This is a genomic window from Haloarchaeobius baliensis (assembly GCF_052060055.1).
GTDB classification, from domain to species: domain Archaea; phylum Halobacteriota; class Halobacteria; order Halobacteriales; family Natrialbaceae; genus Haloarchaeobius; species Haloarchaeobius baliensis.
Genome location: NZ_JBPPFR010000005.1, coordinates 34,248 through 58,095 on the forward strand (window position 1 = coordinate 34,248; position 23,848 = coordinate 58,095).

Sequence of the window (23,848 nt, forward strand, 5' to 3'; positions counted from 1 at the left end):
AGAGAAACGACCTCCTCCGAGAACACTATGGCAACCAGCGATATCTATCCGACCACGTTCGACGAGGACGTACCGACTGAGAAGACCACCAACCACTGCCCGGAGTGCGACGGACGCGTCACGCCGGCTGGTGACGAATCAGTCTGTGAGGACTGTGGGCTCGTCGTCGACGAACAGCGACTCGACCGTGGGCCCGAGTGGGGGAGTTACGATGAAGACGAGCGCAGGCGCACTGGCGGCCCGCGCACGGTCGCCAGACACGACCGTGGTCTCTCGACCACCATCGGGTACGGAACCGACTCTCGGGGAAACCAGCTCTCCAGACGCAAGCGCCGGCAGCTCGCGCGGATGCGTCGCGAACACTCCCGTGGTCAGTACGAGTCCAAAGCCGACCGCAACCTCATGCACGGGTTCACAGAAATTCGGCGCATCGTCGGTGCCTTGAGCCTCGGCGATTCGCTCCGTGACCAGGCGTGTTCGCTATTCCGAACGGCACAGTCCGAGTCTCTGCTTCGAGGCAGGTCCATCGAAGGCATCGCTGCTGCCTGTGTCCACGCGGCAATCCGATGCAACGGCCTCCCACGAACCCTCGACGAGGTCGCGACGCTCGCGCAGGTGTCCCAGTCCCGTGTGAAGTCCTGCTACAAGTCGCTCAACGCCGAACTGGGACTGCCCGCAAAGCCGATGAACCCGAGCGAGTTCGTTCCCCAGCTCGCCTCGGACCTGGACGTCCCCGATCGGCTTCGACACCGTGCTCGAGAGTACGCGCGTCGGGCACAGGAGAGCGGTGTGACGACCGGCGTGCGTCCCTCCGGGTTCGCAGCGGCCTGTCTGTACAGAGCCGGTGAGAGTACGATCCTCACACAGGACGACGTGGCCGAGGCTGCGGACACCACACCGGTAACAGTGCGCACGCACTGGCAGACGCTCAATGAAGTCATCGACTGAACGTTTATACTCACCTGAACGGGTGAGGTGAGACAGAATTCCCACCGAGAATCATCCCTTATCGCAACTGTCGTTCACGAACCGAGTCCGCAAACGCGCCGAGTACGAAGCCTTCGAGTTCCAACTCACCGGCGACGCTGTCCTTGTGACCAACTGCAGCCACGACGACCCGAACGAGCATCGGTACCTGGTCCGCGCCGTCGACGGCGTTCCGACCCACTGTACGTGCCCTGCTGACGAGCACTACGAGGAGGCCTGTAAGCATCGCGTCGCCGTCGCCATTCGGTGTCCTGTCCTCGATGCGGCCGTCGACGCAACGGTCGCGACGGACGGCGGGAACGTAGTCAGCAAGACAGAGAAGACTGGAGCAGAGGATGACCCGGGGTGTGAGTGTGACAATCTCCCTGATGGAGTCCCGTGCTGGCCCTGCTACCGTGATGCGGAAGCGACGTTCGAACCTGTCGACCGATCATCGCACACTCCCTGACAGACCGCTCTGTGAGTCCACTAGTTGACCCTAACGCTCCGGACCCACCGAGACACACTCGACGAACTCGGCGTTTGAAGACAGCCGCACACTGAGACTTTGTTGCCGGAGTACCGTTCACGCTCACGCCCGAGTTTAAATACTATGCCGGGGCAAGCCTCCCACAATGACCGACCACTCCGAAGATTACGAAGAACTCCGACCGCTCGGTGAAGCAACACACGTTCCCGACGAACAGACCCCCACGCACAACAGTGGAACGGCCCACCGCCAACGCCTGGCTGGCGTCGATGCTGACTATCCGGACGACCTGATGGCAACCACCACCGACTGTCCCTCCTGTGGCGCGTCGATCCCCGCCAGTCTGACCAGGTGCCGGTTCTGCCTCACGAATCATCTCGACCCAGCCACCGACGACCAGGACAGCTCTGACTCGGAATCTGACCTCCTCCACGTCGTCCACGCGCTCGTCGAGGCACCCACCTTCTACGGTGCCGCCGCAAAGGGGGCCGCCGCGGCCTCGCTCCTCGCACAGTCGGGTTCCGACTGCACCGTCAAGGACTGCCAGCCCATCTACGACCTCGACGACGACCCGGCCGCTCAGCTCCTCAACCAGTGGCCTGCGCTCCCCCCAGCAGCACGAGTCTCCTCGGAAATCGGGGGCAGAGTCCTCGCCGCCGCTCGCGACCGAACGGTGTGGACAGACTCGACACAATCGTGTTGCGATGACGAACACTCGACGTTCCTCTATGACGAAACCGGGACCGGGATTCTCGACGAAGAAGATCTTGAGTCGCTCCTCAAGGACGCAGACGATGACATCTGGCTGGTGCCAGCGATTGCCCTCCAAGAATCCGTCGACGAGCCCAGTCCCGAGAGCCCGCAACACAAGAGTCCAACCAGAACCGAACTCAACTGCTGGGAGTGCGACCGCGACACCACCCACCGATTCCGACGATTCGTCGACGGACCTAGCGAGGAGTGGCCCAGCCAACCCATGTGGAAATGCCAAGTGTGCGATACTCCTCAATACGGGCCCGAGCCCGAAGCGAACTGGTGAACCACCTCGGGGTCAACCCACCGCCTGCCGTCCACAGCCAGAGTTTTTCGAGCGCCGGCGATGGGTGCCGGCGCAGTAAGTCGTGACGAAGAGTTGAGTCGCGTCCGTCGGCAGACCAAGGTGAAAACAGATGCATATGGTCATTCACGCACTCGTAGAAGCATCGACGCAAGATGACGCACTGGCGACCGGGAAGACGGTGTTCGACCGACTCGTCGGTGCCGTCCCACATGCAAACCCCGTGTTCGACTACTACGTCACGTTCGATGAAGACGAGACATCGGTCGCCGGCACGGCCCGTTGGGGGCAGCTACCCGTGGCTGCTCCCGTGGACTCAGCGGCCGGCGAGAAGCTGCTCGAGCGGGGCTGGAACGCGACGAAAGAGGAGTTCCAGCGAAATCTCGACCGCGTGAAGGAGGCACTCGACGAACACAGCGACGAGGAGATCATGCGCGATGCGGACCTCGCTCGCCACGCCTTCCACCAGGTCGGCGCGTACGATGGGCCCACAGTCTTCCTGTACGACGAACACGGAAGCGGCATCCGGCATCAAGGAAAGTTGGACCGACTCCTCGACGAGAGTGAGGACCTCTGGATCGTCCCCGCGGACGTCCACTACTAAAACGGACACCACCATGCCACCAATTCCGAACTGGACCCGAGAGAGCCGAACACCGAGTCTGGCGTATCGGAACACGGAGACTGAAGCGCGAGCAGTACTCCACCGAGCGCCTGATTCATACGTGTACAAATGGCGGGCGGCGATCCTCGCCGACGGCTACCCCATCTGGTCGCGTGGCTCCAAGACGAAGGAAGCCCAAGCTCTTCGTGACGAACTCCAGAATCGCCCGGGTCCCAACCTCAGATGTCCGGACTGCATGGTCGATGCCGCCGCTGTCGGCCAGAAGAGTGCTGACGGAGCGAAGGTTCAACGCTGGTTCGAGTGTCGAAACTGCGGCTACGAAAGTCCCTCAGAGATCGTCTACGGGCCCGAACGCTGAGAAGTCCCGGGTTTAGAGCCCGCCGATTGCAAGTTAACCAACGTCTGGTCTCGTTGTTGGTTAATGCGTGCAACACCCACTCTGGCACTCAGCGACCGCAGCAAGTTTTTCGCCCCCTGAGGGGTGCGGGGGTGCTCGAACGAGTGCCTTCGAACAGACCATGAGTGGAACTACCAACACACCATCGCTCGAACAGACACCGTCCGAACGTGAACATACTGTCGTCTACGTCGGCTATCGAAAACGAGGCCAAACCATCGTGAAGAAACAGCCCAACCAGGAACAGCTCACACCGGCCCGGAGCCTCAAACTGGTCAGCCACAGTTCAACCGGATTCGAATGGGGATACGGTGGCAGTGGCCCAGCACAGCTCGCACACGCCCTCCTACTCGACTACACAGACGATGCAGAGATCGCCATGGCGCACTACATCGAATTCAAAAATCGGGTCGTGAGCCAGCTCGAATGCAGTGGTCCCGGCGGACGCTGGCGACTCACCGGCAGTGACATCGACGCTGCTCTCCACGAACTCGCCGACGACGTGGTCGCATCGTCTCTCTGAACAACGAGTATCGAAAACATACATGTCTGAACGCACCCAGCCGACTGAAACCAATGTCGAATCGACAGCGAACAGTGAGCCATCGTCGCCGACGGAGTTCGTCGAGCGCACCGACATCGGTGTCTCACTCACCGTGAAGCTCACTCGCGGAACCGGCACCCGTGATCAGGACAAGATCATCGCGAAAGCGAAGGGCAAAACGCTCGACGATGCCCGCGAAGACATGGAAATCCTTCGCGAGTACATCCACGACCTCGCCGAAGATACACGTCAGATCCAGCCAGCAGACTCACACGAATAGTAATTCTTTTGTCTGTTGCACAACTTTGTGCAATTATAGAATGTACGAAGTGTGTGGTGAGAAGGAATTCAAGGTCCTCCTCGCACTCGATGCCGGGGACTCCATCTCGGGCGTCGCACGGAAGATTGACGAGAACCGAGAGACGATTCGTCGCGTCGTGAACCGCCTCGAGGAGGCCGGGTACGTGACGTACGATGACGGTCTCCAACTCGTCGATCGGACGATTACTGACGTCGGCCTCGAATTCCTGGCCGCAGCAGCGGCTACCGTACCACCGTCAATCCCTGAGGCATATGTACTCCCACAGTTCGCCGACATGGACTATGCATTCACTGCCATCGATGCAGTCTACGTCTGGACCCGCGGTGGCTACCAAGTCGCCCGCGACCCCGACGACTACCCGCTGTTCATCGCCGTCGACGAATCCGACCTCGACGCCTGGACAGTGTTCTTCGACCGGTTCGGAATCCCGACTGCGGAGGAACGCCAGCCCGCCGACGGCCTCGATGGTGCGATCCAGGTCGTCCTCAAGCCACGGTCACAGTTCGAGACCGAGATGGTCGACGGACGGCCCGTCATCCCACTTCAGGAAACCGTGGCGTTCGCAAATGAGTACTACGCAACCTTCGAGTCGGCACTCGACATGCTCGGCCGAATGTACGACGACGTCGACACTGACGCGAGCTACCGCATGGAGCCAGCCTGAACATGAGTCAAGAAGACCGAAGCGAGGCACTCATCGAAGTACTCGAAGAACTGGAACAGTCAGATATTGGGTTCGTCCTCGTTGGTGGGTACGCGATCAGTCAGTTCGAGACACGGTTCTCGACCGATCTTGACCTCGTCATCGCTCCGGACGACTACGACGAGGTCGTGACATTCCTCGAAGCACGCGACTTCGAACGAACGGCCGATCTCGAAGTCCCACCGGAAGAGACCATCTACAATCGGGAAATCGAATGCTTCGAGCGAACCGAGGGACTACCCCATCCGGTCGGCGTGGACATTCTCGTGAACGGTCTCGGCTGTAGACAGACCGAGGCAGAGTGGTCGTTCGATTATCTGCGTAAGCATAGTACCTCAACGACGGTCTCGGGAGGGACTCGGTCGACGACCGCACGAGCAGCTAATGGGGAAGTACTCGTCGCCGCCAAGCTCCACAGTGGCCGGAAAACGGATCTCGCTGATGTCCTCGCCGCAATTCCATCAATCGACTTGGACATGGTCGAGGCGCATCTGCATCGCGGAGATGGTGATGCCCTCCGAACACAGCTCAGTGAGGCACAAGCGTTCATCGAAGAAGGCGGGCTGGATCACCGCTTCAAGAGTATGTTCGGCCAATCGTCGGCGTCGACCGAAGACATCGAGACCCTTCTCCAGTTCCTCAAACAACAACGGTAGCGGGACCACACTCGCCGTGACTCTCGCACTGGGGCAGTATCTGCTATCACTGAGACAGAAGCGAATCAGTGAGTGAACTATCCCTGTTTTTCGTCGCCTCGCAGGCGCGGAGGCGATATACAGTGAGCAACCCCACAGAGCAGTCCACGGAACCGAACGGCCTGTCACCGGAACAGCGGGTCGAACCACCGAATCCGCGACTCATCAACGCCGGCATCGTGACGATTCACGATATGGAGACGCTGCGAGCCTGCGTCGCCTACGAGAACGCCCACCAGCAACGAGTACAGATCCTTCGGCTGCTCGAACACCGCGCCAACGAGATCCGTTCCTCGGAAGAATAGCCGGTCGCTGTGAATTAACCATCACCAGGAACGGCCAGCAGTGGTGTTGGTTAAGGCCGGCTTCCACTGCCTGTTTTGTCTCCCCCTGAGAGCAGCTGCGGGGCGAACAATCCCGCATCTTCTGGGTGATTTGAAATGGCACTCTCAGCACGTCCGACCAGCAGCAGCGCCGGCAAGATTGCGGAAGCACGGCAGGCCGACCACGTGGCGTTCCTCCACCGCGTTCCCTTCGCACTCGACGCGTTCCGTCTTGGCTTTCTCACAGGCTTTCGTGAGGACTGTACCTACCAACAGCACCAGTATACGAACCTTGAACTTCCGGTCGGGATGCTCGATAACGACTTTCGCAATCCCGACCTCGAACGGTACATCGAGCGCTTCTTCGAGTGCGAACCGCGGGTGGGCGTGATTGGTGACGCCTACGACGTCGACGACGTCAACGAGTACGTTGCCGCGGCGCGCGAAATTCAGAGCAGCTACCCCCAGGCAGACCTCGTCATCGTGCCGAAGTGTCGCGCTGCGATTCACGCGGTCCCCGACGACCTCGTCCTTGGCTACTCACGCGGCTACGCTGATCGACTCGCCCACGAGTTCTCCGACCCCGTGGACTGGCGTGGCCGTCGCGTCCATATCCTCGGTGGGAGCCCACCCAAGCAACTCAACGTGATCGACCAGCTCACCTGCCCGACACTGGCGGGCAACCCACCAGCCGATATCGTCGGCCTCGACTGGAACGGTGTACATTTCGGAGCACAGTTCGGCGAGTTCTGGACGCCGGATGGCTGGGACGATAGCGGTCGCGACGCCGACCACGTCACGGTTCGCAAGACGGTCCGTCACGGTCTTGCCCGAATTCGTGAATTTTGGCAGGTACACGGCGTCTGGCCCGAGTCGACACCCAAAAAGGACGGTGTCGGACTTTCGTATCGCGGTCCATCACCGAGCGATCCCGAGAGCGCCGCGTGTACAGAGTGTAGCGCGAACGTCTGGACGACCGAGCGCGGTCCCTACGTCGCCGAGTACGACACGGGCGACATCTGTGGGTATTGCAGCTACGACTGCTACCTCTCACACCGACACCGGAACAACCTCGAGGAACTCGCCGGCGAGCAGAGCGTATCCTTCCCACCGGCGTGACGCCACAGCGAGTTTTTCTGCGCTCCGAGGGGTGCAGCGCGATTCAGTAAAAACAATGGCTACGAACAGTGACTCGTCGGTTTCGTTCGAGGAGACCGATCCACGACGCGACCAGATGCACAGTACCATCGAACAGTGGGTTGACGACCTCGTCGCCAGCGTCGACGACGCCCAGACTCAGTACTTCACAAAACCGGTTAGTTAGAACGTCTGCTTGCTGAAGGTGTGTTCAAAACCCAACAAGCAGACAGTGAAATCCACGAGGACCAACTCCTTAACTTCCTCGTCAACCGTCTTGACGAGGAAGTTTCTCTGAACCTTAGCAACAACGCTGAAATCGATGCAGAGGACATTTACGAGGTCCTCGTCGGCGCAACCGCCGACGGGACCTGGTCCCCACACTGTGTAACTCCAGCAAGGACTCACCCTCTGCGAACGCGATCCTCTACCATCTCCGGACGAAGTTCGAGCCGGAACGGCTCGAACAAGTCGCTAACACGCTGCTTCGACGAGATGTCGTCGAACTGCTCCCCGAGCAGGTGGAGGTCTGCGCAGACCTCCACCTGCGGCCCTACTACGGTAACGAAGACGACACAGACGCTCTCTACCATTCGGAAGCGAAGTGTGGTAATACCACGTTTCACGCCTACGCACGCGTGATGAATAAACGCTACACGCTGGCGGTGCGCCGTCTCGAAGACGGCGACACCGCCAGCAGTGTCCTCGCAGAGTTTCTTGATATCCTCGACGGCCTTGAGTTCGACGTCAAGGCCGTCTTTCTTGACCGTGAATTCTACGACAGCAAGTGTCTGACACTGCTTCAAGCACACAACCACGCCTACGTCATGCCGATCGTCCGCTGGGGAAAGACGATCAAGCAAGAACTCTTGGAAGACTGCAGTCGCGTGATTCAACACAGTCTGACGGGGAAACTCGACGGTCACAGTTGGACCGTCGAGTTTTCCCGTCTACATCGACTGTACCTACCAGAACGGTCGGTACGACGAACATGGGTGGCGCGTCACGGTTACGCCGCTGACGCGCCGTTCATCGACTCACCACGAGACGCTCGATACCACTACGGGAAACGCTTCGGTATCGAGGCCAGTTACCGACTCTCCGAGCAAAGTATTGCGACGACCTCGACACAAAATCCGGTCGTACGGCTGCTGTACGTCGTGGTGAGCTTGCTGTTACAAAACGCTTGGCGGTATTTGCAGGTAGTGTTCAGATTAGCTGATTCCATGCGAAGGCGAACGCTTGCAACCAATTTTCGGCAGTCTCTGCTTCGGCGTGGCTAAAACAGTTTGAGAACTGGTTTGTTCTTCGCTTTACTTCTCTAAAGACACGTTCGACACTGTTGCGATTCCCGTGAGTTTCGTGCTGGAATCGGAGCCCGTGACGGTGACAGGCTGCCTGTAACCACGGCGCTCCATCGACGAGAAAGATCGCATCGTCGACGAGATGTTTCTCGTGGAGTTCCGCGAGGAACATTTCGGTCAGTGCCTGCGTTCTCGTCGGGTAGAGCCGGACGTGCAGCAGGCGATTCGTTGCTGGATCGACAGCGGCGTACAGCCAAAATCGTTCGTCGTTGAGGTGGATCACCGTCTCGTCAACTTCGACGTGATCCGGGTCTGCACCATCTGTGGGCTGTAAATCGGCTTTCTGCACCCAGTTGTGGACGGTCGAGCGACAGCGGTCGACACCCAAGCTATCGAGAATAGAGACGGTATCCGAGGTTGAGAGTCCAGCCAGATGGAGTCGGATACCGAGCTTCATTGCGGGCTCGGGTGTCGCTTCTCGCTCCAGAAAATCTAACTCGAAGGAGTCGCTACCTTCGACGAGGCGGGCGATTTCGAGCATGGATCACTAGAAATTCGCTCCGCCTCATCCTTCATCCTTATCTGAACACTGCCTTGCACTGGGAGTACGTGGCGACACCTCGCCGAGGCGGGCGTCGCCTCTGGCAGTGGTCGTTCAAGGAGTTCATCAATATGATCCGACGGGCAGCGTGGACGGCCCTCGCTGTGCGTCGGGCCGTCCCCGCAAACCGGCCACCGGACTACCGGTTTCGCCGGTAACTCCCGGCCGGGTTGACCTGCAGTGTGAGTGGCGACGCTGTCACGGCGGCGGCAGCCGACAGCGACAACTCTCCGTCGATTCGTCCATGGTTCTCCCGCCAAGACCATCAGTGCGACCGCTCCAACACAGAACTCAGGCTTCAGAAACAGCTAGGCGAGGAAGCTTTGTGAAGTACTGACTCTTCCCCCACCGGTAAATCATCCGAACTCACCTCGTTAGCTATCCGCGCATAGATTTTCTCGTTTGCAACTCCAGGCCGAGCGGTGAACTCGATGTCGAAGGGGAGCCCTCAACATCGAGTCGATCTGGAAAGCTGTCAAGTGAGCCGTCACCGACACCACTTCTGTTCGTCACGTTTTGAAAAGCCGACGTGAGTGCGAGACAACGAAAATGAGAACGGAAATCTCCAATAGCCAGCACCAGTAGACTTATGAATCACCATTCACTATAGCGATATGCAATATGAAAGGTACCAATACAACTCCCACAAGACGAACAATCCTTGCTAGTATCGGTGGGTCAAGTATCGGCCTCGTCGGAATTGGATCTGCGAAAAAGTCCACTGACGATATAGTAACTATCACGACAGTAAAGGCAGGTGACACGCCTGTTGTTACCAAAGAGGTTCCAGCTAGCTGGTACCGACATGAATTGCGCGCACGCGAGGCTCGGTCAAGGTTACTCAGCCAATGGGAAGATAAGGCTGGGGTGACTGGGGTTGGTATTGGGACCTCGAAGGACCAAATTGAGGGTCGAAAAGTAAGTACAGTGGACGTATACGTCGACCCAGCTGGTGCCGATATCGCAGTCCCGAGTAATATCGACGGTGTCGGAGTAACACTTCAGGAGACGGTCCAAGTGGAGCCCTCGACGTGCAATGTGGGCGATTTCAGCATTATGCCTGGTGGTGTGGTGATCGAAGAAGCCAATGGTAGTAGCGGTGGAACGTCGACGTGTGAGGTCTCTCGAACCGTCAGTGGGAACAAAAGATACTACATGATGACTTCCGCTCACCTATTCACCTGCTCGGGCAGCAACATTGCCGGTGACGGAGTCAATCAGAGTGGCCGCTCCTTCGGTACGGTAGCGGATTACGACTTCGATCAGGACTGGGCAATTGTGGAGCGGGACCCCAATGGTGCTGTTAGCGACTTCGATAATGGCATTGAGGATACCGCTGGTATCATGGCTGGACACGTTACAGAGAATGGGTTAGCTGACCTCAAGGGTACGGACACCACCGTCTATAAACAGGGTATTACTACGTGTAATGAGAGCGGACAAGTTGACCAATACGACGTGTCGGTTAATACATCCTGTAACAGCATTTCGTCGAACGATTACGTTCGTTTGACAACCGATGAAGACAATGGGGATTCTGGAGCACCACACTACCATCAGTACACGTACAACGGATGTAATTACCTGGCCCTCATAGCTCCGCATACTGCTGGTGCCTGCTCGTCGAGTCCGTGTGCTGACTCCGTGGGCTGCGCGGCGTTTCACATCAATAGTGATCATAACATCAACTTCGATCCGGAATTCCAGTTTGGTCACTGTAAGTGACTGAGGGTCGAACCCACACTATACGTCCAATCTCTGTTATCATATGGTTTTAGCGGGGTTGAGACTACTCAGAATAGACCATTAATCCATTCTAATGGGTGTCAGAGAACATACAGAGACGGCGATATTTGGGAATGTTTAGTGACCTCTACACGTTCCCTCCGTGGGCATCCGTCTTTAGCTAAGAGGCGAACCACGTGACTGCGGCGGCTTATCGGGGGTGCTTTTCGAGAGGAATGAGGAGGTATCCGCTGTGCACACAGACACCTCCCCATCGAGAATTATATGTCGGTATACTACACTGCTTCCCTCTGAGTTCCTCGAAGAGTACGCCGAGGAACTCGGCGTGGTCGAACGTAAGGGGAAGCTTCAGGTTCCAGTCCTCGTGTGGGCACTCGTGTTCGGCTTCGCCGCAGGCGAGAGTCGAAAACTCGCTGGGTTCAGACGCTGCTACAACGCCACAGTCGACGAGACAATCTCTCCCGGTGGCTTCTATCACCGGTTGACGCCGACGTTGGCGGAGTACCTCCGCGACCTCGTCGAGGTCGCTGTTACCGACGCTGTTGACGTTGATATCGACCGATTCAGGAACGTGATGATCACTGATGGAACCGTGTTGCGGTTGCACGAGTTCCTCGCTGATGAGTTCCAAGCTCGTCACGAGGAGCAGGCTGAAGCGAAGCTCCATAACGCCACCGACCAGACGATTGAACGGATCGACGTGACCGACGAGAAAACGCACGATAGCACGTTGTTCAAGACGGGGTCGTGGCTGCAAGGACGACTTGTTCTATTCGACCTCGCGTACTTCAAGTACCGCCGCTTCACGTTGATCGATGAGAACGACGGCTACTTCGTGAGTCGGTTGAAGCAGAACGCAAACCTGGTGACAACGGAGGAACTACGGGAATGGCACGGCCGCGCCATTCCCTTGGAAGGCAAGCAGATCCAGAATGTGGTCGATGCCCTCTCGCGGAAGTACATCGACGTGGAGGTCGAAGCGGAGTTCAAGTGCGGGCAGTATGAGGGAACGCGGTCGTTGGACACAGAGCGGTTCCGCGTCGTCGGCGTCTTCGTTGCGGACGCCGACGACTACCATCTATACATCACGAATCTGCCGAGAGAGGAGTTCTTGCCCGCGGATTTAGCGACATTGTATCGGTGTCGGTGGGAGGTAGAGACGCTGTTCCATGAGTTGAAGACGCAGTACGAACTGGACGAGTTCGACACACGCAATCCTGTTGCTGTGGAGATTTTGCTGTACGCAGCGTTGCTGTCACTGCTTGTGAGCCGTGATCTGTTGAATCTAGTCACCGAGTACGCCGATGTCGAGATCGTGTTTCCGCCGGAACGCTGGGCGACAACCTTTCGGTCGCACGCCCGGCTCATCCTCCATGAACTCGGTGAGTACCTCGGCTACTCGCCACCACCACTGTTGAAGCGGTTGATCGAAGACGCACAGAAGATCCACAAGCAACGACCGATCATACAGGAGACGCTCGCTACGGCTATACAACCGGGGTGTGAGGCTTAGCTAAAGACGAATGCCTCCGTGGGTTAAAAGCTGTTTTAACGCTACAGAAAGCATATGTAAGTCACAGTAGTAGTAACTTCTATGCGACGAAGAACTGCCCTCTCACTGGTAGCAACCACACTTTCGGCTGGATGTATTGGTGCGGCATCAAGTAATAGTTCAGATATGAGGACCTCAATGCCAGATCATAAGCGGGTTAGTGTCATCGACCAGCGTGACCTCCCGAATGACGTACCGGTCACGCTATCAGCTACGACATCACGTGAAGAAATCACTGCGGAGCATCCAGCCAGGCTCCGGATTGTATTCGAAAACACCGACAAGAATCCGCGGACGTTCAGTTTCGGCACAAATCCTCCGTTCACCCCTAAGCTGAGCCAAACCCAGAGCCCTGGGTTGATGCTGCTGCCTCTCGATACTAGATACGACCCTGTGACTGAGAGCTGTTGGCAACCCACCATTTCAGACGATACTGAGTACGTCGTGCCGTCGGTTCTCAATCAAGTGACGCTAGATGCTGGCGAATCTATCGCTACTGAACTTGATGTGTGGGGAAGTTATCGGAACGACGACGACATCTGTGTCCCCATTGGTGAGTATCAGTTTGAGGAGTCCTACGGCGACTTCACGTGGAATTTCACGGTAGCGGTTTTGGGGAATACCTGATCACGACGGATGCGAAATCTAGAGTTAGAACCCAACATGGCGAATTCGAATGATAAGGCTTATTTACTCCAGATAACGGACGATGCAGCAGACAATATTCTCGAGAATCTGTCCTCAGAGACAACCCGTAGCGTTGTCCAGTACCTTTCTGAGACCACAGCGACTCCAAGTGAAATCGCTGACGCCACCGACAATAGTATACAGAATGTGAATTACCACCTGACGAAACTCGTAGATGCGGACATCGCTGAATCCGTTGGGTCGCAATACTCTGAGAAACGAACCGAAATGGAAATTTACGGGTTAAAATACGATCCACTCGTGATTGTTGTTGGTGAAAAAAACCCGATTCTCCCGTTCAAACGTATACTGAGTATTGTTGGAGTTTGGGTAATCGGGTTCCTCGCCGCAACCGGAGGTTTCAAATTGCTTATCAACTATCTACCGGAGATACTCTCGTCCAAATCCTCTGAAGACGCTATTTCATTAAGTTCAGTTTCAGCTGGCCCACTGATTTCTCCGGTAGTCGCGTTTGCTTTTGGCGGGTTTGTTGGGGTTCTGTTGGCCATTTTAGTAGTAACTAGACTATATAGAAATTAGATTTCTATCCACCTATTTCATATGATTGCTCTTCGGAAGCAGATTGTTGGTCGGGTAGAGCTGACGCTGTGAAAGCGTAGCGGGCAAGGGTGACGCGGCAGCGTCACCCGAATGCAATGTTCCCATTTGAATTGCTGAGTTCAGAGGCGAGCGCCGCGAACCTGCGCCAGCAGGTTCGCTGGCGCGAGGGCCTCCAGTGCCCGCACTACCGGTCTGAGTCGGTGATCAAACACGGCAGCTATCGAGAGTATCAGCGGTATCTCTGTAAGGATTGCGACCGCACGTTCAACGACAAGACCGGCACGATCTTCGCGCACGCGAAGATCGGCCTCGACAAGCTCTTGTTCGCGTTCTACTCGTTCCTCCGGTTCAACACGAGTATCCGCCAGTTAGACGCTGAACTCGACGTTTCGTATCGCTCGCTTCACCGGCGCGTCGAGCAGTTCGCCAGAACGCTCGACGTGCCAGCCATCTCTCTCGTTGGCCCGAGCGAGATCGACGAGTTCTACGTCTCTGCCGGAAAGAAAGGCCGCGAGCGCGACCGAGAGTCGCGCTCACGTGGCCTCTCGAAACTCGGACAAGGAACGTACGAGGGGGTACAAGCCACCGGTGTTCACACTCGTTAATCGCGGCAGCGGTCAGCGATACGTCGTCCCGGCGAAATCCGCCGACGAAGCGACCGTGAGACTCCTTCTCGGCAACCGCGAGAAGGAGTCGCTGACCGTCTATACTGACGGATTTCGGGCCTACGGTCCACTCGACGATGACGAGAGCTTCCACCGAGAATCAGTAATTCACGGTAACGGCGAGTACGTTGATGGAGACGCGCACGTGATCACCTGCGAGAGCCACCGTCGCGCCAGCGACGCGTGGCTCTCGCCGCACCGAGGCGTCTCAAAGGACAAACTGACAGCGTATCTCAGACCGTTCCAGCTTCGGCGACAAATCCTCCGCAAACCGGGTCGAGAGGCACTGAAAGAGATCGTCCGAGCAGTTCTCTGACTCACCAACAATGTACTTCACAAGAGCGTCACCGATATCTGGTTCACCTGTACGCACCAATTTCCGATTTCAAACTCCCGTACTCAGAGCCACTGGATGAATCTTCTTGAACGAACAATTTATCCCTCCCTCAAGGGGTGAGGGAGAAACCTCAGATGCCAACCGAACAAGACGCAGACCGAGCCGAACAGCAGCCCGAACCTCCAGCCGACTTCGACGCAACAGAACACGTCACACGTACCGAAACTGGAGCCTCGGTCAAGATCTCACTGACCCGCGGTACTGGTACCCGTGACCAGGACCGCCTCGAGTGCAAAGTGAACGCTCCGACGGTCGAGCAGGCGAAGACCGATATCGACGAACTATTCCCGAAACTCTGCCGGCTCGCAGAAGCAGCCCAAGCGTTCGATCCGGCTGTCGACGAAGACGAGTAATTCCCATGACTGACTATCCACCCGAGCGCGGCAGCTACGAGCAGTTCGAACGACGCCAACTCGCACAGGACCGAGACTGTATCAGGCCCCTTCAGCTGGCGGAGTCAGACGCACAGTACGTCGTGAACTCGCTCATCGACGCCGGTGTCGTCGAACCGCTCCCCCGGGCGAAACAGTTCGTCCACCGACCAACTGACCGGACCTTTCGGTCTGCGATCTGTCTCGCGTACTTCCATCGCGGCTGGCTTGCCGGCTTCGAGGGACTGAGCCTGTTTGTCAACCCCCTGGCGGGTGAGGGGCGTCTCGAACTGCCTCTCGGAGCATTCTGATGTCGCAAAACACCTGCCAGACAGAGACAGAACACCGTGAGCAAAACCTGGACCCGAGACGGACGCATTTCGACGACTCGGACACCCGTCGCGACGAGATGCACGACTCGCTCGAAGCGTGGGTCGAACAGTTCGCCAGGCTCTCGGAGGAAGCCAGCGCGAGTGCAGAACTCCAAGAGTGGCTGGACGTCCAGTCCAACTTCCACGACTACTCGTACAGAAACACGCTCCTGATCAAGCGCCAGTGCCCCGAGGCGACGAAGGTCGCCGGCTACAACACCTGGCGAAACGAGTTCGACAGACACGTCTTGGAGGGCGAGTCGGCGATCTGGATCTGGGCACCCATCATCGCGAAGCAGTGCCCCCGCTGTGGGAACTCGCAGCCCTACCACGCCAGTGGCGACTGTGAGTACGACGAGACGCCGTCTGAGGAGTGGGACAAAGGGCTGGTCGGATTCAAACCTGTCCCTGTCTTCGATGTCTCCCAGACCGACGGTGAGCCACTTCCGGAGCTCGATACGACCGCCCACGGCGACGGCAGTGAGGGCGATCTACTCGACGCGCTCCTCGAGGCTGCACCGGAGCTGGGAGTCCGTGTGAATCTCGTTCCACTAGAGGAATGGACCCATGGCGACGCTGCAGGCGTCTGCACCGAGCGCAGCACGTACGACTGCTCCCTGCTCGTCGAGGTCGAAGACGTCGAGAACGACGCGCAGGTGGCCAGCGTCCTCGCTCACGAATACGCCCACGCCCTGCTGCACTTCGACGTCGACGACGAGGATGAACGGGCGAAGCGCGAGGTCGAAGCCGAGAGTACGGCCCACGTGGTCTCGCTGTACTTCGGGCTCGATGCCTCCAACAGTGCGTTCTACGTGGCTGCGGGGGAGAGCGAGTCCGCCGAAACAATCCAGGACCGCTTGCAGCGAATCGTGAATACCGCGCAGGAAATCATCGACGCGGTCGAACTGACACAGTAACTGCCCATCCTGAACTGGCCGATCAGTGGGGTCCTGCACGGCACTCGTCCAACCTCGACAGCTTTACTTGTCAGCGAGTGCTAATGTGTGGCACGATGCACGATCTGACTGGCTTCCAGCGCGATCTGCTCTACGTCATCGCTGGCCTCGACGACCCGAAAGGGCTTGCCGTCAAGGACGAGCTCGAAGACTACTACGAGACAGAGATCCACCACGGACGACTGTATCCCAACCTCGACACGCTCGTCGATAAAGGTCTCGTCGAGAAGGGCGAACTCGACCGGCGGACGAACTTCTACAAGCTCACTCGGCGTGGGCGACGTGAGATCGAAGATCGGACCGAGTGGCAAGAGCAGTACGTCGCTCCCTCGGCCTGAGCGTGAGGATTCGAGCAACGGAGCGTGGCATCGACAGGTACTTTCTGAGTCTCGGTTGGGAGCGGACTCTGGGCACGCTGATACTCAGCAAGACCCTCATTGACTCACTCTCTGTGTCCACGTACGGCATCTGCGGAGAAAAATACAGATTCAGAAACTCTGGATATACCTTTAATCACGACTAGGGACAAAATAGGTGTAATGGAGGTCTCTTTCCAGCACGCGAACCCCTACTCTGGGCACGAGTCGGTATTGGTCCGACTCTCGGGGGGCGTGACCGATCAAACAGCGTGTATCCTCTTCGATTCAGGCACAGACGTCGACGTCAACGGGCTACTCGAGGACGATGAATACCTCACAGCGATCGTCCTCACACATGCCCATCTGGACCATTACGCAACCCTGGGCACGAACCTGTGTGATGGCGCTCCAGTCTACACATCCGAGCCGACGGGGGCCATCCTCGACACGGTCCTGACCGAAGCAGCAACGAACTACGACATCTCGAACGTCGACGCTGTCGTCGACGCACTCGAACCGATCTCGGACTGGACGCTGGTCCTGGGCGATATCGAACTTCGTCCCGTTCCAGCCGGACACACCCCTGGTGCAGCCGGGTTTCTGATTCGGTTCGACGACGGTGGTGAGACCAGAACGATGCTCGCGACCGGAGACTGGACGCAGCGACCCGCCGCCGGATATCCCGGTCTTCCCACAACGCTCTCGCCCGACGCCGTCTTCCTGACCGGAGCGACGAACGAGGAGTTCGAGAGCGAGCTCACAGCCGCCGTCGAGACGATTCTCGACCGCGTCCAGGCCGGGTCGACCGTGCTCGTCACGGCCAGTGGGCTAGCCGGGGTTCACATGACCGCACTTCTGGCCGAACTCGATACGGTCGACATCGATCCGCCTGCAGTCTCGATTACCGGGCATGCCGCGAAACTGTACGAGACCCTCGGTTACGAGTATCCCACTGTAACGTCTGTTCCGACCTTCGACGATGCAGATGCAATCCTCGAACCCGGCGCTGTGACCATCGCCGGACCAGAAGTCCCTGTCGAGGGGAGCGCGGCGAAGTTCTTCGATCGTATCCAGGACGACGCTGGCGCGACGCTGGTACAGCTCACGAGCGGGAGCGTTTCGGCGGTCGAGTCTGCGGGCTGTACTGTCGAGCGCTTCCAGTACAGCAACCATCCACCAGAGGCGGCTGTCGACGGCCTCGTCGAGGACCTTGCCCCGAGACAGCTCGTCATGATGCACCAGTCCGGACCAGCGCTCTCCCGGTACAAGGACCGCTACGACAGCTTTGTGTGGGCAACCACCGACCGGGACGAATACACGATTTACGAGGACGGAACGTGGGTGGCACCACCGTGGGTGAAGGACCGTGTCGCCCGCCGGCTTCGCAGCCAGCAGTATGGAAACGGGAGTAGCCTCGGCTCATACATCGACACCGAGGGAGCACAGCCCGATGTCGAACGCGGTAAAATCAGTCTCGAAGCAGAGGGCCTCGATGTCTCCGCGCTCAGGACCCGGTTTCAGCAATCCTCCCCGGAACTATCGAAGTCGGAATCAGCGACCCAGAATACTGATTTTCAGGTCGAAGGTGGGGATTCAGATATTCTCGAGCACGTCGACGAGATCGAGTCACGGCTTTCCCGGCTCGAAGAGGCTCTCACCGACAGAGATGATGCAGGGTACCGGACTCATCAGGTTCGCGTCGTCGACGCCGGCGACGGGGATCTGTTCCTTCGTCTTAGCAATCCGGACGACGTGGCGCAGCGCCTTTCTCATGGGGACACCGTGACGATTCGACTCCAGAACACACCCGACTGACCCCACGGGTTCACTGCCGGAGTCGGTATCCCTACTACATTGCAGACACAATGTTGACTCAATTAGGTACATGGACGGTGGTTCCACTCCGATTCCCCCGTTCGCAGAGGAGGCCCTCGCTGTACTCCAGGACACGATAGACGATTCCTCGGGGATCGAAGAGCAATCTGCGCTCAAAGCACTTGAGGCCGAAGGGTTCAGTACTGCTGATGCCAGGGAAGCACTCGAAGTTCTCGAGATGCGGGGTTACCTCTACCGTGTCGAAAACCAGCTCCGGATTACGGATTAATGGCTCTGTTGAAACCCTCTTAGTCAGACACCATCTGCGGTGAAACAGCCGGTAGGTAGGATTGCGTATTGCCCACGGAAAATTTCTTCCGTTTCAATGAGGTGTTTCGAAAGATGTGCGAGATACAGGGCGCGTATCGGTCTTACAATCTCCGTAGAGAACGCCCAGAGTCGACTCAATGGAAGAAATTAAATCGGGATGACAAACGCAATCTCGGGGTGAGTTCCCTCAGTCGTCGGCTAAGGAAGCCGTGGATGCGAGGGCGATGAGCGCTTCGGCCTGCGTGAGCACGGTCCGGAGATCGTCACGCTTGACCTCTGTAATCGTCAGTTGATTGGGCTTCAACGGTTTGGGAAGGTCACTATTGTCGAATGTGATGACCTCGCCGTTCTCGTCACGCAGGAAGCGTATGTTCCGGACAAAGGTATGGTGGTCGTCAATATCTCGCTGTGGGGTATCTTCGGCCAGCACACGAGCTGGGCCGGTGAACACTGCGAGCATCGTCCCGTCTGTACCATTGATAAGTCCGACATCGCCGTCCTCAACCTCGAAGAGGAACCGGCGGATGCAGCCTTTGGCGTTTCCAGCTTTGTGTTTGGTATCGTGATCATAGCGGGTGTGAATGACATCGCGGACAGCGTTCCAGTCAACTTCTCCTGTGATGTCGTCTCGATACTCTTCGACAAAGATAGCAGGAGCCACCTCGGTGCCAGCTTCGACATCCGAGTCGATCAGTGGCCGTCCTTCATGCCGGAGCCCCCAGTCAGAGATGGTAACTTCTTCGTGTCGCCTCGCCACCTGTGTCATCTCGGACTGATCTTCCTCTTCGTCCTGGTAGACCAAATTGAGCCGGTACACCGATACCTCACGGAATAGGGCCCGCAGGTCCTCAAGTAATCTATCCATGTGCATATGGTGAATACACACCTTATAGTAAAACGCTTTCGAATGGTGATTTGGAACTTGGATAGATTTACCCTTTGATGGTGTGTACGAATTGGATCCAGTTCACTATTTTAGCGTCCAGAGTGGTCATATTGGGATGAATCTCCGTGCTGGGTGGGCAAGGCAACGACTCGGTGCGGACGTTCGTCGGTCATATAGTGGGATTCCATGCAGGTGGGTCGCACGGGACCGTCGAAGAATTTGAGAACTCAATGATGAACCGCATTCCAACGGTGTAGAGTAAAGAGGTACGAATGGTGGAGTGACGTGGTCAGTAACCCCTCCTGCTGACTACATCCTCTGTATCTTGTGCGTGTTTTCTGACATTACGGAGGTGGGTTGGCGCTCTACATCGGTATGCAAGGCTCCTGTACTGAGCGTTCAGCCTATTCGCCACACGACGCGAAACGAGGATGCACAAACTACTCTCTGACATTCTCAGTCCGGCGCTGTTTTTTCGTCGCCTCAGCAGGAGCGGAGGCGACACTCAGTGAGCAACTCCTCAGAGCAATCCACGGAATCGAGCGGCCTATCACCGGAACAGCGTCTCGAACCATCGAATACGGGACTTCTCAACGCCGGCATCGTGACGATTCACGACATGGAGACGCTGCGGGCCTGCGTTGCCTACGAGAACACCCACCAGAATCGGGTCCAGATTCTCCGGCGTCTCGAACACAGAGCCAGCGAACTCCGCAAAGAAGAGGGCTGAGACAACGCTCGTGGAAGTTTTTCGGAGCCTCCAGTGGGTGGAGGCTCAATTCACATGAGCAATCGACCGGAAATCGAGATTCAACAGCAGACCGCCTTCGGAGACGATGGCCAGCTCGAAGTGACCGAGACGAGCGTCGAAACCTCCCTCGAGGACTTCGGTGCGGACGTGGACCATCGCGACCGTGATTCACGGCTCGATCGGCCCGAGGCGAGTGAGTTCGGCGTCGACGACCGTCCGGAGGTAGAACAATCGTCCGAGAGTGATCAGTCGAACCTCTTCGCCGATACTACCGAGGATCAGCAGACGCTCGCCGGCGACGATGCATCCGATCGCTGTCTCTTCGAGGAGTAACCAACAACCAGTTCGTTCGACTGGCTGTGTTGGGTAAGTGATGGTGAGAAGCGAGATATCGACTCGCGAGACTAGTCAATCCCCGAATCAAGCGACTGCGAGCCTCCCGAACGCGGGGGCATCAGTACCCATGCCACGAATTACAAATTGGACGCGTGAGAGCCGTACCCCGAAGCTAGCGTATCGCAACACAGAGACCAACGCGCACGCGGTGTTTCACCGAGCGCCGGACTCGTATATCCACAAGTGGCGTGCCGCGATCCTCGTCGACGGCTACCCGGTGTGGTCGCGCGGATTCGAGACGAAAGAAGCTACCTCGCTTCGCGATGAACTCCGAAAGCGACCCCACCCTGAGTTACCTTGTCCAGAGTGTCTAATCGACGACGTCGTCGTCGGCCAGAAGAGTGCTGACGGCGCGAAAGTCCAACGGTGGTTCGAATGTCGAGAGTGCGGCTACGAAAGCCGGTCAGCAATCATCTACGGCCCTGAACGCTGAACGAGAGTTCGGAAGGACACGTGCTCGTTAGCGGAAGGTGTCATAGAATAGTCCCTCCAAGATGAATTTCGGGATGATGCCGATGCCGTTCGCTGTGAGGAAGTCGGCGACGTGTGCAGAGAGGCTGTCGCACCAGCGCCAGAGGAAGGCGAATCTGATCAAACGGTTTCGAGCGCGCTCTCGATTGGTTCGTCGCCTTCGATCATCTCGAAGGTCTTCCCGTAGGTGTTCTCCGTGTCGAGTGCGGTACCGAGCGTGCGGGCAACGTCGGCGCGGGTGACTTGGCCGCGTTCGACCCGACGGGCTGCCTCGATCCGCCCGGTTGCGGACTCGTTGGTCAACTCCCCTGGTCGGACGATCGTCTCCGTGAGTTCGCTTGCTTGGAGATGCTCATCAGCCGCCAGTTTGGCTTCGAGGTACGGCCGAAGCGCGTCGGGACTCTCCTCAGGGTTGTCGGCATTGATCGCACTGAGCATGACAAAGCGCGGGACACCGTGCTCTTCGGCTTCGTCGATTAGCCTGATTGCACCGTCTCGATCGACGCCTTCGACGTCCTCGCCACCAGACCCCGCCGCGAAGATGATCGCGTCGCTTCCGTCGACGGCGGTGGATACGTCCTCGGTGAGGTCCGCGACGACCACCTCGACGCCGAAGGCCTCCATCTCCGAGACCTGTGACTCCTCACGCACCATCGCTTGGACTGTGTGATCGCGTTCGCTCAGCACCTCAGTGATATGCTGGCCGACCCCGCCGTGTGATCCTGCGATGAGTACGTTCATGGCGTCGTAACGGACGTGCGATAGCGCCAAAAGAATTCGTACTCGGGGAAGCTCCTGATCCGGTAGAGCGGTCATCAGAGACCACCACCGGCCCTTCACGAGGTAGTTTTTGAGCGCCCGAGAGGGGCGCGGGCGCAGGCGAATGTGCCCCCAGAGGTGACCAGAATGGACGATACAACCCAGACGATAGCGTACCGGCTGACGATCACCGTCGACGGCGTCGAGCTACCCGTCGATGAGGAAATGCGCCATGCACTCCTGGACGATCTTCGCGTAGCAGTCCGTGACCGAATCGGGGAGCGCCACGGCGTCGAAGTGGACCAGGACGACATCACCATCGCGACGGGGTATCGCTACGCGCAGGTGCCAGCAGAGTGTCCGCTCTGCAGCGAGCGTCTCGATCTCCTGAGTGTCCATCTGAACAACGAGAACGGCGCGTACGCGAGCGCGAAGTGTTCCGATGAAGACTGCGAGTGGAGCGGCGACGCCGTCTATCGAATCATCGACCTCGAAGGCGGCGAGAGCAACGCCATCGAGAGCAGCGTCCTGACCGGCGATATCACGCCGAGCTACGACCCTTACTGATGAATTCAATGGAAGACACGCCCACATTCACGCGTATCGAACCGATCTGCCCTCGCGACGGCTGCGACTCGCAGCTTGGTATTGGGAAACCCGTCTATGCAGGCGAGCAGACCGACATCGCCTACGCCGACGTCTGGTGTCAGAACGAGGAATGTTCGTTCACTGCCTGCGCGCAGTTTGCACTCGTCGATCTGCTTCACGAAGAGGCAGACTCACAGACGAGTCTCGTCCACGCCGGAGAGATCGAACCACTTGAGGCACGATATCAGCGGTGAGTTAACCAACATCAGGAACGGTCATCTGATGTTGTTGGTTAAGGTTGGCGTCTGCTGCTGGTTTTTTCTCGCCCCGAGAGCGGGCGCGGGGCGATCAACCCTGCATCCTCTGGGTGATTCGAGATGGCACTCACAGCGAGTACGACCAGCAGCATCGCCGACGAAATTACGGCAGCCCGGCAAGCCAACCACGTAGCGTTCCTTCACCGCGTTCCCTTCGCGCTTGACGCATTCCGACTCGGCTTTCTCACGGGCTTTCGTGAGGACTGTACCTACCAACAACAGCAGTACACGGACTTTGAGTTGCCAGTCGGGATGCTCGACAACGACTTTCGCAATCCCGACCTTGATCGGTACGTCGAGCGTTTCTTCGAGTACGAACCACAGGTCGGCGTGATCGGTGACGCCTACGACGTCGACGAGGTCAACGAATACGTTGCTGCCGCTCGCGAGATTCAGGGAAGCTATCCAGCGGCTGACCTCGTGATCGTCCCGAAGTGCCGTGCGGCGATTCACGCGATCCCTGATGACCTCGTCGTCGGCTACTCGCGCGGCTACGCTGATCGACTCGCCCACGAGTTCTCCGACCCTGTGGACTGGCGCGGGCGGCGAGTGGGTCAACGAGAAAGTCGTCGTCGACGAGGGACTGGTGACCAGCCGCAAGCCCGACGACATCCCCGCCTTCTGTGATAAAATCATCGAGGAGTTCGAGGAAGGTCGCCACTAACGGCGCGGTAGCGCGAAAGGGTCCATCGCCACGTCCGGCGTT

At 57.9% G+C, this 23,848-nt stretch carries 32 protein-coding genes and 5 pseudogenes; 32 read left to right on the forward strand and 5 right to left on the reverse strand.

Going from position 1 to position 23,848, the window contains the following annotated elements:
- Positions 1-27: 27 nt before the first annotated feature.
- Positions 28-948 carry a transcription initiation factor IIB gene (locus ACSG06_RS21640; protein ID WP_440992353.1) on the forward strand — a complete coding sequence of 307 codons (921 nt, stop codon included), beginning with the start codon at positions 28-30 and terminating at the stop codon, positions 946-948.
- A gap of 58 nt (positions 949-1,006) precedes the next feature.
- Here the strand turns inward: ACSG06_RS21640 and ACSG06_RS21645 are convergent, their stop codons facing one another.
- Complete coding sequence (locus ACSG06_RS21645; RefSeq protein WP_440992402.1) at positions 1,007-1,213, reverse strand: hypothetical protein; 207 nt, start codon at positions 1,211-1,213, stop codon at positions 1,007-1,009.
- On the opposite strand from ACSG06_RS21645, the gene ACSG06_RS21650 reads away from it, so the two are divergent.
- From ACSG06_RS21650 to ACSG06_RS21700, 11 genes and pseudogenes are all read left to right on the forward strand, one after another.
- Positions 1,136-1,435, forward strand: a complete 300-nt coding sequence (locus ACSG06_RS21650) for an SWIM zinc finger family protein (protein ID WP_440992399.1) — start codon at positions 1,136-1,138, stop codon at positions 1,433-1,435. The two genes, ACSG06_RS21645 and ACSG06_RS21650, sit on opposite strands and share 78 nt — an antisense overlap.
- A 166-nt stretch (positions 1,436-1,601) precedes the next feature.
- Entirely contained in the window at positions 1,602-2,495 is an 894-nt protein-coding gene (locus tag ACSG06_RS21655; RefSeq protein WP_440992354.1) for a biosurfactant protein 1, read from the forward strand.
- A gap of 130 nt (positions 2,496-2,625) precedes the next feature.
- Positions 2,626-3,117 carry a DUF7995 family protein gene (locus ACSG06_RS21660; RefSeq protein ID WP_440992355.1) on the forward strand — a complete coding sequence of 164 codons (492 nt, stop codon included), beginning with the start codon at positions 2,626-2,628 and terminating at the stop codon, positions 3,115-3,117.
- Positions 3,118-3,130: 13 nt separating this feature from the next.
- The gene (locus ACSG06_RS21665) at positions 3,131-3,496 is read left to right on the forward strand and encodes a DUF7568 family protein (protein ID WP_440992356.1); all 366 of its coding nucleotides are present in this window, start codon (positions 3,131-3,133) and stop codon (positions 3,494-3,496) included.
- Positions 3,497-3,656: 160 nt separating this feature from the next.
- Positions 3,657-4,058 (forward strand): DUF6166 domain-containing protein, encoded by a 402-nt coding sequence (locus ACSG06_RS21670; RefSeq protein ID WP_440992400.1) that lies wholly within the window; start codon positions 3,657-3,659, stop codon positions 4,056-4,058.
- A gap of 22 nt (positions 4,059-4,080) precedes the next feature.
- A complete protein-coding gene (locus ACSG06_RS21675; protein WP_440992357.1) occupies positions 4,081-4,359 on the forward strand; it encodes a DUF7389 domain-containing protein in 279 nt (92 codons plus the stop codon).
- Between the two features lie 40 nt (positions 4,360-4,399).
- Entirely contained in the window at positions 4,400-5,065 is a 666-nt protein-coding gene (locus tag ACSG06_RS21680; RefSeq protein WP_440992358.1) for a helix-turn-helix domain-containing protein, read from the forward strand.
- Between the two features lie 2 nt (positions 5,066-5,067).
- Entirely contained in the window at positions 5,068-5,760 is a 693-nt protein-coding gene (locus ACSG06_RS21685) for a nucleotidyltransferase family protein (protein ID WP_440992359.1), read from the forward strand.
- Between the two features lie 122 nt (positions 5,761-5,882).
- The gene (locus ACSG06_RS21690) at positions 5,883-6,104 is read left to right on the forward strand and encodes a DUF8129 domain-containing protein (RefSeq protein WP_440992360.1); all 222 of its coding nucleotides are present in this window, start codon (positions 5,883-5,885) and stop codon (positions 6,102-6,104) included.
- A 135-nt stretch (positions 6,105-6,239) separates the two neighbouring features.
- Positions 6,240-7,241, forward strand: a complete 1,002-nt coding sequence (locus ACSG06_RS21695) for a DUF6610 family protein (RefSeq protein ID WP_440992361.1) — start codon at positions 6,240-6,242, stop codon at positions 7,239-7,241.
- A 55-nt stretch (positions 7,242-7,296) separates the two neighbouring features.
- Positions 7,297-7,416, forward strand: a pseudogene (locus ACSG06_RS21700) (DUF955 domain-containing protein); the annotation flags it as partial.
- A 26-nt stretch (positions 7,417-7,442) separates the two neighbouring features.
- On the opposite strand, the gene ACSG06_RS21705 reads toward ACSG06_RS21700, so the two are convergent.
- Positions 7,443-7,643: a hypothetical protein gene (locus tag ACSG06_RS21705; RefSeq protein WP_440992362.1), complete on the reverse strand. Its 201-nt coding sequence runs from the start codon at positions 7,641-7,643 to the stop codon at positions 7,443-7,445.
- Positions 7,644-7,681: 38 nt separating this feature from the next.
- Here ACSG06_RS21705 and ACSG06_RS21710 point away from each other — a divergent pair, with 38 nt between their 5' ends.
- Positions 7,682-8,542, forward strand: coding sequence for an ISH3 family transposase (locus ACSG06_RS21710; RefSeq protein ID WP_440992401.1), 861 nt, complete (start codon positions 7,682-7,684; stop codon positions 8,540-8,542).
- On the opposite strand, the gene ACSG06_RS21715 is transcribed toward ACSG06_RS21710, so the two are convergent.
- On the reverse strand, positions 8,469-9,104 hold the full coding sequence (locus tag ACSG06_RS21715) for an IS6 family transposase (protein WP_440992363.1): 636 nt from the start codon (positions 9,102-9,104) through the stop codon (positions 8,469-8,471). The genes ACSG06_RS21710 and ACSG06_RS21715 overlap by 74 nt on opposite strands.
- Before the next feature lie 53 nt (positions 9,105-9,157).
- On the opposite strand from ACSG06_RS21715, the pseudogene ACSG06_RS21720 reads away from it, so the two are divergent.
- The 12 genes and pseudogenes from ACSG06_RS21720 to ACSG06_RS21775 all read left to right on the forward strand — a co-directional run.
- Positions 9,158-9,322: pseudogene (locus ACSG06_RS21720) on the forward strand (ISH3 family transposase); the annotation flags it as partial.
- A gap of 463 nt (positions 9,323-9,785) precedes the next feature.
- On the forward strand, positions 9,786-10,889 hold the full coding sequence (locus ACSG06_RS21725; RefSeq protein WP_440992364.1) for a hypothetical protein: 1,104 nt from the start codon (positions 9,786-9,788) through the stop codon (positions 10,887-10,889).
- A gap of 283 nt (positions 10,890-11,172) precedes the next feature.
- On the forward strand, positions 11,173-12,423 hold the full coding sequence (locus ACSG06_RS21730; protein WP_257300621.1) for an IS4 family transposase: 1,251 nt from the start codon (positions 11,173-11,175) through the stop codon (positions 12,421-12,423).
- Positions 12,424-12,504: 81 nt separating this feature from the next.
- Positions 12,505-13,089, forward strand: coding sequence for a hypothetical protein (locus tag ACSG06_RS21735; RefSeq protein WP_257300609.1), 585 nt, complete (start codon positions 12,505-12,507; stop codon positions 13,087-13,089).
- Between the two features lie 36 nt (positions 13,090-13,125).
- Complete coding sequence (locus ACSG06_RS21740; RefSeq protein WP_257300610.1) at positions 13,126-13,689, forward strand: ArsR/SmtB family transcription factor; 564 nt, start codon at positions 13,126-13,128, stop codon at positions 13,687-13,689.
- Positions 13,690-13,805: 116 nt separating this feature from the next.
- Positions 13,806-14,691: pseudogene (locus ACSG06_RS21745) on the forward strand (IS1595 family transposase).
- Between the two features lie 155 nt (positions 14,692-14,846).
- Entirely contained in the window at positions 14,847-15,125 is a 279-nt protein-coding gene (locus tag ACSG06_RS21750) for a DUF7389 domain-containing protein (RefSeq protein ID WP_257300611.1), read from the forward strand.
- A 5-nt stretch (positions 15,126-15,130) separates the two neighbouring features.
- On the forward strand, positions 15,131-15,454 hold the full coding sequence (locus ACSG06_RS21755) for a DUF8069 family protein (protein WP_257300612.1): 324 nt from the start codon (positions 15,131-15,133) through the stop codon (positions 15,452-15,454).
- Between the two features lie 98 nt (positions 15,455-15,552).
- Entirely contained in the window at positions 15,553-16,431 is an 879-nt protein-coding gene (locus ACSG06_RS21760; RefSeq protein WP_440992365.1) for a M48 family metalloprotease, read from the forward strand.
- Between the two features lie 95 nt (positions 16,432-16,526).
- A complete protein-coding gene (locus ACSG06_RS21765; RefSeq protein WP_257300613.1) occupies positions 16,527-16,808 on the forward strand; it encodes a helix-turn-helix transcriptional regulator in 282 nt (93 codons plus the stop codon).
- Positions 16,809-17,009: 201 nt separating this feature from the next.
- Positions 17,010-18,644 (forward strand): MBL fold metallo-hydrolase, encoded by a 1,635-nt coding sequence (locus tag ACSG06_RS21770; protein WP_440992366.1) that lies wholly within the window; start codon positions 17,010-17,012, stop codon positions 18,642-18,644.
- 70 nt (positions 18,645-18,714) lie between these two features.
- Positions 18,715-18,933 carry a hypothetical protein gene (locus tag ACSG06_RS21775; protein ID WP_089736530.1) on the forward strand — a complete coding sequence of 73 codons (219 nt, stop codon included), beginning with the start codon at positions 18,715-18,717 and terminating at the stop codon, positions 18,931-18,933.
- A gap of 228 nt (positions 18,934-19,161) precedes the next feature.
- Here the strand turns inward: ACSG06_RS21775 and ACSG06_RS21780 are convergent, their stop codons facing one another.
- Positions 19,162-19,845: a hypothetical protein gene (locus ACSG06_RS21780; RefSeq protein WP_049987715.1), complete on the reverse strand. Its 684-nt coding sequence runs from the start codon at positions 19,843-19,845 to the stop codon at positions 19,162-19,164.
- Positions 19,846-20,368: 523 nt separating this feature from the next.
- On the opposite strand from ACSG06_RS21780, the gene ACSG06_RS21785 reads away from it, so the two are divergent.
- From ACSG06_RS21785 to ACSG06_RS21795, 3 genes are all read left to right on the forward strand, one after another.
- Positions 20,369-20,590, forward strand: a complete 222-nt coding sequence (locus tag ACSG06_RS21785) for a DUF8129 domain-containing protein (protein ID WP_049892641.1) — start codon at positions 20,369-20,371, stop codon at positions 20,588-20,590.
- Positions 20,591-20,644: 54 nt separating this feature from the next.
- Positions 20,645-20,944 carry a hypothetical protein gene (locus ACSG06_RS21790; protein ID WP_257300914.1) on the forward strand — a complete coding sequence of 100 codons (300 nt, stop codon included), beginning with the start codon at positions 20,645-20,647 and terminating at the stop codon, positions 20,942-20,944.
- A 130-nt stretch (positions 20,945-21,074) separates the two neighbouring features.
- Positions 21,075-21,440 (forward strand): DUF7568 family protein, encoded by a 366-nt coding sequence (locus tag ACSG06_RS21795; RefSeq protein WP_081927556.1) that lies wholly within the window; start codon positions 21,075-21,077, stop codon positions 21,438-21,440.
- Positions 21,441-21,598: 158 nt separating this feature from the next.
- On the opposite strand, the gene ACSG06_RS21800 is transcribed toward ACSG06_RS21795, so the two are convergent.
- Complete coding sequence (locus ACSG06_RS21800; protein WP_049987714.1) at positions 21,599-22,219, reverse strand: SDR family oxidoreductase; 621 nt, start codon at positions 22,217-22,219, stop codon at positions 21,599-21,601.
- Between the two features lie 165 nt (positions 22,220-22,384).
- On the opposite strand from ACSG06_RS21800, the gene ACSG06_RS21805 reads away from it, so the two are divergent.
- From ACSG06_RS21805 to ACSG06_RS21820, 4 genes and pseudogenes are all read left to right on the forward strand, one after another.
- On the forward strand, positions 22,385-22,804 hold the full coding sequence (locus tag ACSG06_RS21805; protein WP_049987713.1) for a hypothetical protein: 420 nt from the start codon (positions 22,385-22,387) through the stop codon (positions 22,802-22,804).
- Between the two features lie 8 nt (positions 22,805-22,812).
- Positions 22,813-23,079 carry a hypothetical protein gene (locus ACSG06_RS21810; RefSeq protein WP_440992367.1) on the forward strand — a complete coding sequence of 89 codons (267 nt, stop codon included), beginning with the start codon at positions 22,813-22,815 and terminating at the stop codon, positions 23,077-23,079.
- 123 nt (positions 23,080-23,202) lie between these two features.
- Positions 23,203-23,694, forward strand: a pseudogene (locus ACSG06_RS21815) (DUF6610 family protein); the annotation flags it as partial.
- A pseudogene (locus ACSG06_RS21820) lies at positions 23,654-23,806 on the forward strand (DJ-1/PfpI family protein); the annotation flags it as partial. The pseudogenes ACSG06_RS21815 and ACSG06_RS21820, both read left to right, overlap by 41 nt.
- Between the last annotated feature and the right edge of the window lie 42 nt (positions 23,807-23,848).